Raw genomic sequence first — 13157 nt, 5'->3', positions numbered from 1 at the left:
CATATTGATAAGATATTTTCTCAAACAATCTGACGGTGACCGAAATGCACCATTTTGGTATAGTGAAATGCACCATTTTGGGGTACCGAAATGCACCATTTTGGTCACAATGGACTATGACTGTGAAAATCAAGTGATTATGACTGTGACTAAATTCTGCCAACTGGTAAGGACGATATTTAACTGAAAGTTCCATCCAGATAGTTCTTGGTCAGTTCATTCTGGGGGGAATTGAATATTTGTTTGGCCTCACCAGCTTCGATAACCTCACCGAGGTACATGAATATGACATAATCTGCAACACGAAGTGCCTGACGCAGGGTATGGGTAACCATTACGATAGAGTAATCTTTCTTCAGATCCGTGAAGAGTTGCTCTACTCTTTTGCTGCTGATAGGATCAAGGGCACTCGTACTTTCATCTGCAAGCAGGAAACTGGGTTCAACAGCCAGACTGCGAGCGAGGCATAAACGCTGTTGCTGTCCACCACTGAGTCTGGCAGCCGGTGTTTTCAGTCGATCTTTTACTTCTCCCCATAAGCCTACAGCCTGGAGGTAATGCCTTACGATAATATCCAGTTTTCTGTGATTGCGGATGCCATGGATACGGCATCCATAAGCTACATTATCATAGATGCTCATAGGTAGTGGACACGGCCGCTGTGGAACTAAACCGATATTCCGCCTCAGGTCTGATAATTTGCTGCTATTGGCTGACAGAATGTTTGACCCGCCAAGATTCACTTCTCCTTTCATCTTCAGGCCTTCTACACTATCATTCAACCGATTAAAGGTCCGTAACAGGGTGCTCTTGCCGCATCCGGATGGGCCAATGATGCAGGTGATCCTGTTCTTTGGGATATTGACATTGACATTCTTTAAGATATGATTCCCATTAATATATACATTCAGATCCTTGGTGCTAAGACGGGCGTCAGTAAGATGTGCAAACTTGTCATCTATGACAAATGATTCCGGTCTGGAAAAGGAAAACTCTTTCTGTGCGAGTTCTTCTCTTGCATGGGTTAAAATAGTTGTTATTGCATTCATATTCTCTCTTTTATTCTCCTTTCGTTATCTGTTCGGCATTTGGAACATTGCTGGCAAAGATACTGCTAAATGTTAAGCCACAAAATACCATCTTGTTAGTAATTGTATACCATAAGTTTGGTATTTTTCCGGGTTCTTTGATGAGCCTACCATAATTGTGGTATGCTAAATACCGTAGATGTAGGATTTTATCGTATCAAAAAACTACGTAACTTTGCCACATAATTCTATGTAAATTAACTCAACAATATTTGTTTCTTTATAACTTGCGTGCTGGAGGGGGAAACGATACAGGCGTTACAGACAGAGAACAAAATTTGATGAGAAAACTTTAAAATTAAGGTGTAATGAAGAAATTGAGTTTAACCATTTTGGCCATAATGATATTATTAGCCACTACCTTGAATCTGACTTCCTGCGGTAATAAAAAATCGCAGAAGAGTGCTGATGGAGAACAACTGAGTGGCACGATATCGCTGTCAGGTGCTTTCGCCCTTTATCCATTGGCTGTGAAGTGGGCGGATGAGTTTAAGAAGTTGCATCCGGATGTGACTATAGATCTCTCTGCTGGTGGTGCGGGGAAGGGCATTACCGATGTCCTGGCCGGACAAGTAGATCTGGGAATGGTCTCTCGTGAATTAAAGAATGCTGAAATCCAACAAGGCGCTTTGGGCTTTGCTGTTGCTAAAGATGCCGTTGTGCCTACGATCAATGCCCGGAATCCCGTCTATAAAGAGTTGTTGAAAAAAGGATTCTCTATTAAAGCAGCTAAGGGTTTATGGATCACAGGGACCATCAAAACATGGGGACAGGTAGTTGGTTCTGCCAATACTTCCAGGGTAGATGTCTACACTCGCAGTGATGCCTGTGGCGCTGCTGAAACCTTTGCCAAATGGCTGGGTAAGAAACAGGAAGACTTGAAAGGTACGGGTGTCTTTGGCGATCCTGGCGTGGCTCAGCAGGTGGCAAAGGATCCTAATGGAATAGGACTTAATAACATTGGATATGCTTATGATGATAAAACACACAAGTTGAATCCTGGACTGGCAATTGCTCCTATTGATGTCAATGTCAATGGTAAACTCGATGAAGATGAGAAATTCTACGACAGCAAAGACCAACTTATCAAGGCTATTGCAGAAGGTAAATACCCATCGCCACCGGCACGTGACCTGTATCTTGTTACAAAGGGTAAACCTACGAATCCTGTAGTCATCGCTTTTCTGAAATTCATTCTTAGTAAAGGTCAGAAATATAATGTGCCGGCTGGTTATATCTCTCTCGATAAGAAAAAATTGCAGAAAGGTCTTGCTAATTTGAATCGGTAAATTCTGTAAGAATCAGACCTTTACAGAGTTTATATGAAGGAAATGATATCTTTGTGATGGATTTTCTTTTAAAAGGATTAAATAATTCTCTAAAATTTTGGCTGTTTGACAAATAAACTGTAATTTTGCGCTCGCAAAGTATCTGAAAGGGTTCTTTGGCATGAGATCTTGTCCCTCGTGATGGGGAGAGATGATCTTCTGCAAGTCTTGTCAATAAGTTGAATCATTAAAATTAAAAACAAAAAAGCATGATCATTGTACCAGTTAAAGATGGCGAAAACATCGAAAGAGCTTTGAAGAAGTTCAAAAGAAAATTCGAGAAAACAGGTGTTATTAAAGAGCTCCGCACACGTCAGCAGTATGATAAACCTTCTGTGAAGAAGAGACTGAAGTTGGAGCATGCCATCTACGTACAGAAGTTGCGCGCCGAAGAAGAATAAAAAATTCTTCAGGAAAATTTGTCAGTTTGAAGAATTCTTCGTACATTCGCTGTTATTAAACAAAACGTCAGGATCAGCAATAGTCTGCCTGCATGATTTTTGAGACCGATAAGGAAAGACAGCGTATGGTGGATGAATTCTTAAGCTATTTGAAGTTTGAACTGAACCGTTCTGACCTGACCATCACTGGATATGGTGATGACCTTCGGGCTTTTGAAGCGTACTTCAAAAATTTAGATACTCATCTCTCATGGGAGTCTGTAGACTCAGATGTCATCCGCGACTGGATGGAGAGTATGATGGATAAAGGGAACTCTGCGTCATCAATTAACAGAAGATTGAGCGCGTTGCGTTCCTTTTATCGTTTTGCCTTGTCACGAAAGATAGTGGCATCCGATCCTTCTCGCTCTATCCAAGGACCTAAAAAGAGCCGGCCGCTGCCTCAATTCCTGAAAGAAAGTGAAATGGATGAAATCCTGGATCCACGGCGATGGAAGATGGATTGTTATGAAGACGTGCGGACGAGAACTATTATCATGACCTTTTATGAAACCGGTATACGGTTGTCAGAACTGACAGGGTTGAATGATGAGGCAATGGATTTTCGGAATGGACAGTTGAAGGTTACCGGTAAGCGGAATAAGCAGCGGATCATACCATTCGGGGATGAACTTTCAACTACGCTTAAGAACTATATGGTGTTACGTAACCATTGCGTGCCAAAATATTCGGATGCTCTTTTCCTTTCAGATGAGGGCCAACGAATGAGAAATGATAAAGTACGCTATGATGTCAGGAAAAACCTGTCTAAGGTCTGTTCGCTCAAGGAACGTACTCCTCATGTGCTGCGGCATACTTTTGCCACGGCAATGCTCAATCATGATGCAGGACTTGAAAGTCTGAGAAAATTGTTGGGACATGCTTCTCTTTCAACCACCGAGATTTATACACATACCACGTTTGAACAGTTGAAACGAATATATAAAAATGCCCATCCCAGGGCTTAACCCTTAAAATTGGAGGTTACTATGGAAATTAGAATTCAATCGATTCATTTCGATGCTACTGAAAAGTTACAGGCTTTTGTGCAAAAGAAAGTTGCTAAACTGGAAAAGACTTTTGAGGGTATTCAAAAAGTTGATGTACAATTGAAAGTTGTTAAACCTGCCACAACCTTGAATAAGGAAGCAGATATTACAGTTACTGTTCCTGGCAGTCAGATGTTTGCTGAAAAAACATGTAATACTTTTGAAGAGAGTGTGGATCAAGCCGTTGACTCCTTGAAAATTCAGTTGACTAAATTTAAGGAAAAGACGCGCCAGAGATAAAAAAACGCATAAAAAGTTTGGCAGATAAAAAAATAAACTGTATCTTTGCAGCCGTTTACGAAAAGTGAAACAGAGCCGTCTAAACGGCTGCAAGGAAATGCCTCTTTAGCTCAGTTGGCCAGAGCACGTGATTTGTAATCTCGGGGTCGTTGGTTCGAATCCGACAAGAGGCTCGAAAGTTAGGAGCGCAAACAAAACATTTTTAAATTGGGTAGTTACCAGAGTGGCCAAATGGGGCAGACTGTAAATCTGCTGGCTTACGCCTTCGGTGGTTCGAATCCATCACTACCCACTTCAGTAGATAATTTTGCGGAAATAGCTCAGTTGATAGAGCACTAGCCTTCCAAGCTGGGGGTCGCGGGTTTGAGTCCCGTTTTCCGCTCTAATCTCCACGCTGTAATAGCTCAGTGGTAGAGCACTTCCTTGGTAAGGAAGAGGTCCTGAGTTCAACTCTCAGTTACAGCTCTACTTCGGTGCTGTTTGATGATGGTCGCCTTGAAGAAAAACCAAAATTATTTTGGATTAATCATTTATAAATAAAGAATATTAAGCTATGGCTAAGGAAGAATTCGTACGTACCAAACCACATGTTAACATTGGTACGATTGGTCATGTCGACCACGGTAAGACTACTTTGACTGCTGCCATCTCCAAGGTGCTGCACGATGAGCTCGGTTCTAAAGAGGAAGTGAAATCATTCGATCAGATTGATAATGCTCCTGAAGAGAAAGAGCGTGGTATTACCATTAACACTGCGCATATTGAATATGAGACAAAGGCACGTCACTATGCACACGTTGACTGCCCGGGTCATGCCGACTATGTGAAGAACATGGTAACTGGTGCTGCCCAGATGGATGGTGCCATCCTGGTGGTTGCTGCTACTGATGGTCCTATGCCACAGACACGTGAGCACGTGCTGCTGGCCCGTCAGGTAAATGTTCCCCGGTTGGTCGTTTATTTGAACAAGTGTGACCTCGTAGACGATGAGGAAATGCTTGAACTGGTCGAAATGGAAACTCGTGAGATCCTTGAGCAATATGGCTATGAAGAGGATACTCCTATTATTCGTGGATCTGCCCTGGGTGCATTAAACGGTGTTCCAAAATGGGTTGATTCTGTGAAGAAACTGATGGATACTGTAGATACTTGGATCCAGACTCCAAAGCGTGATCTTGATAAACCTTTCCTGATGCCTGTAGAGGATGTCTTCTCTATTACAGGTCGTGGTACAGTTGCTACAGGCCGTATTGAAACAGGTGAGTGCAAGGTCGGTGATGAAGTGGAGCTTTTAGGCTTGGGTGAAAATAAGAAATCAGTCATTACCGGTGTGGAGATGTTCCGCAAGACATTGGCAGAAGGTGAAGCTGGTGACAATGTAGGTCTGCTCCTTCGTGGTATCGACAAGGATGAGTGTAAGCGCGGTATGGTCGTTACACACCCGGGTACAATTACTCCTCATGATCACTTCAAGGCATCTATTTATGTGCTGAAGAAGGAAGAGGGTGGTCGTCATACTCCATTTGGTAATCATTACCGCCCACAATTCTATCTCCGTACGATGGATTGTACCGGTGAAATCAAGCTCCCTGAAGGAGTAGAAATGGTTATGCCAGGTGACAATACTGAGATTGAAGTAACCTTGATCTATAAGGTAGCTCTGAACGTCGGACTGCGCTTCGCTATCCGTGAGGGTGGCCGTACGGTTGGATCCGGTCAGATTACAGAAATTCTTGATGATGTAAAGGAACAAGGTTAATGAAACTTATTCATTAGCAGTGATACAAGTCTCCGCTGCAGCTTGTAACGGAGACTTATTTACGGGTTTAGCTCAGTTGGTAGAGCACTGGTCTCCAAAACCAGGTGTCGAGAGTTCGAGTCTTTCAACCCGTGCCAAAACGAAACAAAATGTTTAAGAAAGTGGTAAATTACTGTAAAGCTTGCTATGATGAGCTTGCACATAAGACAACATGGCCGACGCGTGATGAGTTGGTTCACAGTGCGTATGTCGTATTACTTGCTTCCCTGATCATTGCGCTCATAGTCTTTGGTATGGATTTTGTCTTCCGATGGATCATGGGTGTGATTTATCCTGGTTAAATTTTTTATCAGAAATGGCAGAATCTAAAAACAATTGGTATGTACTCAAGGTGGTCAGTGGCAAGGAAGCCAAGGTCAAAGAGTATATTGACTCTGAGATGAAGCATAATACCCTTTTATCTGATCATGTGGCTCAGGTTATGATACCAACGGAGAAGCATGCTTCTATTCGTGCCGGAAAGCGTGTGGTCAAGGAAAAAATTTCAATGCCGGGGTATGCCTTTGTTCAAGCTGATTTAGGCGAAAATGAGGAGGTGGCTTCTGCGTTGCGTTTTATGCCAAATGTTCTGGGTGTTCTGGGAGGATTGGAACATCCTTCTCCTGTATCTCAATCTGAGATTAACCGGATGTTAGGTACGGCTGAAAATACTGAGTTTGAGGACAATGATGCAGGCCTGTTTACAGTGGATGAAACTGTAAAGGTCATTGACGGACCTTTCAGTGGCTTCAGCGGCGTGATCGATGAGGTGAATGCCGGCCAGCATAAATTAAAGGTAATGGTGAAGATTTTCGGAAGGAAAACGCCATTGGAACTTAGTTTTAATCAGGTGGAAAAAGAATAAAAATAAAAAGAATGAGTTGTATAGTGTTACGATACGCTCATTCTTATATTAGGTTAGAGAGGCTTCCACTCTGTTAACCTGTATGTAAATCAAATAAATTATTAACAAGAAATGGCTAAAGAAGTTGCTGGATTAATCAAATTACAGATTAAGGGTGGCGCTGCAAATCCTTCTCCTCCCGTGGGTCCTGCTTTGGGTTCCAAGGGAATTAATATCATGGGATTTTGCAAGGCGTTCAATGCCCGTACCCAGGATAAGAAAGGTAAAGTATTGCCTGTCGTTATCACTTACTATACCGACAAGTCATTCGATTTCGTTGTTAAAACACCTCCGGCAGCTGTTCAGCTGGTAGAGGCCGCTAAGATCAAGGGGGGCTCAGGTCAGCCTAATCGTCAAAAAGTAGCAAGCGTTACCTGGGATCAGGTGAAAGTAATTGCTCAGGACAAGATGAATGACTTGAACTGTTTTACGGTGGAATCTGCAATGAAAATGGTAGCCGGTACAGCTCGTAGTATGGGCATTACTGTAAAAGGGGACTTCCCTGAAACAAATAAATAACTTCAATTTGAAAAATGAGTAAACTGACAAAAAATCAAAAATCAGTAGCTGATAAGGTTGAAGCAGGGAAGGCATACACTTTGAAAGAGGCAAGTGAACTGGTTAAAGAAATTACTACAACTAAGTTTGATGCGTCTCTGGATATGGATGTCCGCTTGGGCGTTGACCCGCGTAAAGCTAACCAGATGGTCCGTGGCGTAGTATCATTGCCAAACGGGACTGGAAAGAATGTGCGTGTGCTCGTCCTCTGCACTCCTGATCAGGAAGAGGCTGCTAAGGCAGCGGGTGCTGACTATGCAGGCTTGGATGAATATATAGACAAAATCAAAGGGGGATGGCTTGATGTTGACATCATCATTACCATGCCTTCCTGTATGGGTAAAGTAGGTCCTCTGGGTCGTTTCCTCGGCCCTCGTGGCTTGATGCCTAATCCTAAAAGTGGTACGGTCACAATGGATGTGGCCAAAGCTGTGAAGGAAGTAAAGCAGGGTAAGATTGACTTTAAGGTTGATAAGGCTGGCATTATCCATACTTCTATTGGAAAGGTAAGTATGACTGCTGATCAGATTTATGGTAATGCTCAGGCATTCCTTTCTACGGTCATTAAGTTGAAGCCTGCTGCCTCTAAAGGTACGTATCTCAAGAGTATCTATCTTTCAAGCACAATGAGTAAGGGTATCAATATTGATCCTAAATCAGTTGAATAACTCTAAAGCATTTGTAAAATGAAGAAAGAACAAAAAGATACTATTATCAAGGCACTGGGTGAGAAACTCGCTGAGTATCCTCATTTCTATCTGGTAGACGTGACGGGTTTGAATGCACAAGCTACAAGCAATCTGCGTCGCAAGTGCTTTGCTAAAGAAGTCAAGATGGTCGTAGTGAAGAATTCTCTTCTTCACCATGCTATGGAAGCTTCTGATATAGATTATAGTCCTTTATATGATAGCCTGAAAGGTTCAACGGCTTTGATGCTTACCAGCACAGCAAATGTGCCAGGCAAACTTTTGAAGGAGTATAAGGATGATGAGAAACCTTCACTTCGGGCTGCATACGCAGAAGAGAGCTTCTATATTGGAGCAGATAAACTGGATGAACTGGCTTCTCTGAAGAGCAAGAACGAGTTGATTGCAGAAGTTGTAACTTTGTTACAATCTCCTGTCAAAAATGTTGTTTCAGCCCTTCAATCAGGTGGAAATACTATCCAAGGTGTGCTTAAGACATTAGGCGAACGTCCTGAAAAATAAATTAATGTCATTAATAAAAGTATAAACAAAATTAAAATTTAAATAAAATGGCAGACGTAAAAGCTATTGCAGAAGAATTAGTAAATCTTACTGTTAAAGATGTTAATGAGTTGGCAAAGGTCCTGAAGGACGATTATGGAATTGAGCCGGCCGCAGCCGCTGTTGCTGTAGCTGCAGGACCAGCTGCTGGTGCAGCTCCTGCTGCTGAGAAAACCAGTTTTGATGTAGTGCTGACAGATGTTGGTCCTACAAAATTGAAGGTGGTTAAGGCTGTTAAGGAAGCTTGCGGCCTCGGCTTGAAGGAAGCTAAGGATCTTGTAGATGGCGCTCCTTGCAAACTCAAAGAGGGTATGGCTAAGGATGAGGCTGAAAGCCTGAAAAAGACGATTGAGGCTGAAGGTGCCAAAGTTGAGCTCAAGTAAATTGAGTATTGGAGTGTGAGAGACAGGTTCTTCCTGTTTTTCTCTTCTCGGAAATAATTGGTTAGGATTTGCCAGGTAGGTGAATCCTAACCATTTTGTGTCTTTTATAGAGATTATTCGATGGTCATTATAGACCAACTTGAATAAAAGTTGTGAGAATGGTTGGTTTTTATCAAAGTAATTCTGAAGTCATTGCCAATTGCATATTCTACAATTGCAGGCTATCGGGACAAATGAATAAGGACTAATTAAGATTATAATTCGATAACACTGTTTTATTTCTTCTGATGACAAAAACCGTAGATAACAGAATTAATTTTGCTAAGGTTCAGAATCCATATCCATTACCGGATTTTCTGGATGTGCAGTTGAAGTCCTTTAAAGACTTCTTGCAGTTGGACACTCCGCCTGAGGAACGTAAGAATGACGGCTTATATAAGGTGTTCCAAGAGAACTTCCCTATAACCGATACACGAAATAATTTCGTTCTTGAGTTCCTGGACTACTATATTGATCCACCTCGTTATTCCATTGAAGAATGTCTTGAACGAGGGTTGACCTATAGTGTACCTTTGAAGGCTAAGTTAAAACTTTACTGTACGGATCCTGATCATGAGGATTTCGGGACCTTTATACAGGACGTCTTCTTAGGGACAATTCCTTATATGACCCCTAATGGCACTTTTGTCATCAATGGTGCTGAACGTGTAGTAGTTGCTCAGTTGCACCGTTCACCAGGCGTTTTCTTCAGCCAGGGCGTTCATGCTAACGGAACAGTACTCTATTCTGCCCGTATCATTCCATTCAAGGGAAGTTGGATAGAATTTGCGACGGACATTAACAATGTGATGTATGCCTATATCGATAGAAAGAAGAAATTGCCGGTGACGACATTACTCCGGGCTATTGGTTATGAGACGGATAAGGATATTCTTCAGATCTTTGACCTTGCAGAAGAAGTGAAGGTCAACAAAAAGAACATGAAGGCTTCTGTTGGCCGCAAGTTAGCTGCGCGCGTTCTGAAAAGCTGGAATGAGGATTTCGTAGATGAGGATACGGGCGAAGTCGTTTCTATTGAGCGTAATGAAGTTATTATGGAGCGTGAAACAGAATTGACTGAAGATAACATTCAGGAGATTCTGGATTCTGGTACCTCCACAATTTTATTGCATAAAGACGAAGAGGCTGCCAATAAATTTGCAATCATCTTCAATACCCTTGCTAAAGATCCATGTAATTCTGAGAAAGAGGCCGTAAATTATATTTATCGTCAGTTGCGGAATGCTGATCCTGCTGATGATGCCAGTGCGCGGGAGGTGTTTCAGAACCTGTTCTTTTCAGATAAGCGATACGATCTGGGCGAAGTCGGACGTTACCGTATCAATAAGAAATTGGGTCTGAATATTGATACGAATACGCGTGTCCTGACCAAGGAAGACATTATTGAAATTATCAAGTATCTGATTCAGTTGATCAATTCCAACGCCACGGTAGATGATATAGACCACCTCTCTAATCGTCGTGTCCGTACGGTAGGGGAGCAATTGGCTAATCAGTTCTCTATAGGTCTGGCACGAATGAGCCGGACGATTCGGGAGCGCATGAATGTTCGGGATAATGAAGTGTTCACGCCTACTGATCTGATTAATGCGAAGACCATTTCCAGTGTGATCAATTCTTTCTTTGGGACGAATCCTTTGAGCCAGTTTATGGATCAGACGAATCCTCTGGCTGAGGTTACGCATAAGCGCCGGCTATCCGCTTTAGGACCTGGTGGCTTGTCTCGTGATCGTGCCGGTTTTGAGGTCCGTGATGTCCACTATACCCATTATGGCCGGTTGTGCCCTATTGAATCACCTGAAGGACCGAATATTGGTTTGATCTCTTCGCTTTGCGTGTATGCAACGATCAATGATCTGGGATTCATTGAGACTCCCTACCGGCATGTCAATGACGGCAAGGTCGATATGGATAATGGTCATGTGGAATTCCTGACGGCTGAGGAAGAGGAAGGTAAATTAATCGCCCAGGGGAATGCCCCGTTGAATGCAGATGGCACCTTTGCAAATAAGAATGTTCATACTCGCCAGGCCGCAGACTTCCCCGTTGTATCTCCTGAGGAAGTCAATCTTATGGATGTTTCGCCCCAGCAGATCGCTTCTGTGTCAGCCGGGTTGATTCCTTTCTTGGAGCATGATGACGGTCATCGTGCTTTGATGGGATGTAATATGATGCGTCAGGCCGTACCCCTGCTTCATAATGAAGCTCCTATTGTCGGCACAGGTCTGGAAAAGAAGGTCTGTGAGGACAGCCGTACGCAGATTGCAGCCGAAGGTGATGGGGTGGTGGAATATGTAGATGCCACCTTGATCCGCATTCTGTATGATCGTACGGAAGAGGATGATTTTGTCAGTTTTGAGCCGGCTCTGAAAGAATATCGTATTCCGAAGTTCCGCCGTACCAATCAGAATATGACCATTGACCTCCTGCCTATTTGCAGTAAAGGGCAACGTGTTAAGAAGGGGGATATCCTGACAGAAGGATATGCTACTGATCATGGTGAATTAGCTTTGGGACGTAATCTGCTGGTTGCATACGTCCCCTGGAAAGGTTACAACTACGAGGATGCTGTCGTCATTTCTGAACGGATGGTCCGGGAAGATATTCTGACCTCTGTCCATGTAGATGAATATTCCCTTGATGTGAGGGAGACCAAGCGTGGCGTGGAGGAATTTACCAGTGATATTCCTAATGTCAGTGAAGAGGCCACGAAGGATCTTGATGATAACGGTATCATCCGCGTTGGGGCTCGTGTGGAACCGGGGGACATCCTGATTGGGAAAATCTCTCCGAAGGGTGAAAGTGATCCTTCACCTGAAGAGAAGCTTCTTCGTGCTATCTTCGGTGACAAAGCTGGTGATGTGAAAGATTCTTCTTTAAAGGCTAATCCTTCTTTGAGTGGCGTTGTCATTGACAAGAAATTGTTCTCTCGTGCTGTTAAAACCCGTGAATCCAAAAAGCAGGATAAAATTACCCTTGCTAAGATTGATGAGGAGTTTGAGCAGAAGGATAAGGACTTGAAAGATATACTGGTGGACAAGTTGTTGACCTTGACGAATGGGAAGACTTCCCAGGGGGTTAAGGACTACACGGATGCCGAGATCATCACCCGTGGCAGTAAGTTTACCGCAGCGGCCTTGGCAAATATTGAGTATGATGGCATTCAGAGCAATGACTGGACGGAAGATGATCATACCAACAAGTTGATCCAGAGGCTTATTATGAACTATCTTAGGAAGTTCAAGCAGCTTGATGCAGAGATGAAGCGTCGTAAATTCGCAATCACGATAGGAGATGAACTTCCAGCAGGTGTGCTTCAGATGGCTAAAGTCTATGTGGCTAAGAAACGTAAGATCCAGGTGGGGGATAAGCTCGCCGGCCGACATGGAAACAAGGGAATTGTCTCTAAGATCGTCCGGACAGAAGATATGCCGTTCCTCGCTGACGGACGTCCTGTAGACCTGGTGCTGAACCCGATGGGTGTGCCGTCTCGTATGAACCTGGGGCAGATCTTTGAGGCTATCCTCGGCGCTGCCGGAAAGAAACTGGGTGTCAGATTCGCTACCCCTATTTTTGATGGTGCTAAATTGGACGATCTTTCTAAATGGACTGACAAGGCAGGTCTGCCGCGTCTGTGCTCTACTTATATCTATGATGGTGAGACTGGCGAGAGGTTCGATCAGCCCGCAACCATTGGCATAACCTACTTCTTGAAGTTGGGGCACATGGTAGAAGATAAAATGCATGCCCGTTCTATCGGACCGTACAGTTTGATCACTCAACAGCCACTTGGTGGTAAGGCACAGTTTGGAGGCCAGCGTTTCGGAGAAATGGAGGTGTGGGCGCTTGAAGGTTTCGGTGCTGCACATACCCTTCAGGAAATGCTGACGATCAAGAGTGATGATGTGACGGGTCGTAGTAAAGCCTACGAAGCAATCGTCAAGGGTGATCCGATGCCTACACCGGGTATCCCGGAATCTCTGAATGTGTTGATTCATGAACTTCGTGGTCTTGGACTAAGTATCAAACTTGAATAATACAACCCCTTAACAGAAAGTAAAT

The 13157-nt window shown here is 43.4% G+C and carries 13 protein-coding genes and 5 tRNA genes; 17 read left to right on the top strand and 1 reads right to left on the bottom strand.

Annotation, left to right across the window (positions count from 1 at the left end; translation table 11 throughout):
• Positions 1-179 precede the first annotated feature (179 nt).
• Complete coding sequence (locus ACYRYG_RS05125; protein WP_293416014.1) at positions 180-1049, bottom strand: phosphate ABC transporter ATP-binding protein; 870 nt, start codon at positions 1047-1049, stop codon at positions 180-182.
• A gap of 347 nt (positions 1050-1396) precedes the next feature.
• Between ACYRYG_RS05125 and ACYRYG_RS05120 the strand changes: the two genes are divergently transcribed.
• The 17 genes from ACYRYG_RS05120 (at position 1397) to rpoB (ending at position 13132) form a co-directional block, all read left to right on the top strand.
• Complete coding sequence (locus tag ACYRYG_RS05120) at positions 1397-2377, top strand: PstS family phosphate ABC transporter substrate-binding protein (protein WP_460197789.1); 981 nt, start codon at positions 1397-1399, stop codon at positions 2375-2377.
• Between the two features lie 248 nt (positions 2378-2625).
• Positions 2626-2817 carry a 30S ribosomal protein S21 gene (gene rpsU / locus ACYRYG_RS05115; RefSeq protein WP_293416018.1) on the top strand — a complete coding sequence of 64 codons (192 nt, stop codon included), beginning with the start codon at positions 2626-2628 and terminating at the stop codon, positions 2815-2817.
• Between the two features lie 92 nt (positions 2818-2909).
• Positions 2910-3824: a tyrosine-type recombinase/integrase gene (locus ACYRYG_RS05110; protein ID WP_293416020.1), complete on the top strand. Its 915-nt coding sequence runs from the start codon at positions 2910-2912 to the stop codon at positions 3822-3824.
• A gap of 21 nt (positions 3825-3845) precedes the next feature.
• Entirely contained in the window at positions 3846-4145 is a 300-nt protein-coding gene (hpf, locus tag ACYRYG_RS05105) for a ribosome hibernation-promoting factor, HPF/YfiA family (protein ID WP_293416022.1), read from the top strand.
• A gap of 99 nt (positions 4146-4244) precedes the next feature.
• Positions 4245-4318 (top strand) — tRNA-Thr (locus tag ACYRYG_RS05100).
• A 36-nt stretch (positions 4319-4354) separates the two neighbouring features.
• Positions 4355-4437, top strand: a tRNA-Tyr gene (locus ACYRYG_RS05095).
• Between the two features lie 17 nt (positions 4438-4454).
• Positions 4455-4527, top strand: a tRNA-Gly gene (locus ACYRYG_RS05090).
• Positions 4528-4538: 11 nt separating this feature from the next.
• Positions 4539-4610, top strand: a tRNA-Thr gene (locus ACYRYG_RS05085).
• A gap of 88 nt (positions 4611-4698) precedes the next feature.
• Positions 4699-5904 carry an elongation factor Tu gene (tuf, locus tag ACYRYG_RS05080; protein ID WP_293416024.1) on the top strand — a complete coding sequence of 402 codons (1206 nt, stop codon included), beginning with the start codon at positions 4699-4701 and terminating at the stop codon, positions 5902-5904.
• 61 nt (positions 5905-5965) lie between these two features.
• Positions 5966-6041, top strand: a tRNA-Trp gene (locus ACYRYG_RS05075).
• Between the two features lie 12 nt (positions 6042-6053).
• Positions 6054-6245 carry a preprotein translocase subunit SecE gene (secE, locus tag ACYRYG_RS05070; RefSeq protein WP_293416026.1) on the top strand — a complete coding sequence of 64 codons (192 nt, stop codon included), beginning with the start codon at positions 6054-6056 and terminating at the stop codon, positions 6243-6245.
• A 14-nt stretch (positions 6246-6259) separates the two neighbouring features.
• Positions 6260-6808 (top strand): transcription termination/antitermination protein NusG, encoded by a 549-nt coding sequence (nusG, locus tag ACYRYG_RS05065; RefSeq protein ID WP_293416028.1) that lies wholly within the window; start codon positions 6260-6262, stop codon positions 6806-6808.
• A 111-nt stretch (positions 6809-6919) separates the two neighbouring features.
• Entirely contained in the window at positions 6920-7366 is a 447-nt protein-coding gene (gene rplK / locus ACYRYG_RS05060) for a 50S ribosomal protein L11 (protein ID WP_293416030.1), read from the top strand.
• Positions 7367-7380: 14 nt separating this feature from the next.
• Entirely contained in the window at positions 7381-8073 is a 693-nt protein-coding gene (gene rplA / locus ACYRYG_RS05055) for a 50S ribosomal protein L1 (protein ID WP_293416032.1), read from the top strand.
• An 18-nt stretch (positions 8074-8091) separates the two neighbouring features.
• Entirely contained in the window at positions 8092-8613 is a 522-nt protein-coding gene (gene rplJ, locus ACYRYG_RS05050; protein WP_293416034.1) for a 50S ribosomal protein L10, read from the top strand.
• A 47-nt stretch (positions 8614-8660) separates the two neighbouring features.
• The gene (rplL, locus tag ACYRYG_RS05045) at positions 8661-9035 is read left to right on the top strand and encodes a 50S ribosomal protein L7/L12 (RefSeq protein ID WP_293416036.1); all 375 of its coding nucleotides are present in this window, start codon (positions 8661-8663) and stop codon (positions 9033-9035) included.
• 287 nt (positions 9036-9322) lie between these two features.
• Entirely contained in the window at positions 9323-13132 is a 3810-nt protein-coding gene (gene rpoB / locus ACYRYG_RS05040; protein WP_293416038.1) for a DNA-directed RNA polymerase subunit beta, read from the top strand.
• The last annotated feature ends 25 nt before the right edge of the window (positions 13133-13157 follow it).

It is taken from the genome of Segatella asaccharophila, from assembly GCF_054687055.1.
Note: the sequence above shows the minus strand (reverse complement) of the source record. Positions and strands in the feature narration are given on the sequence as shown.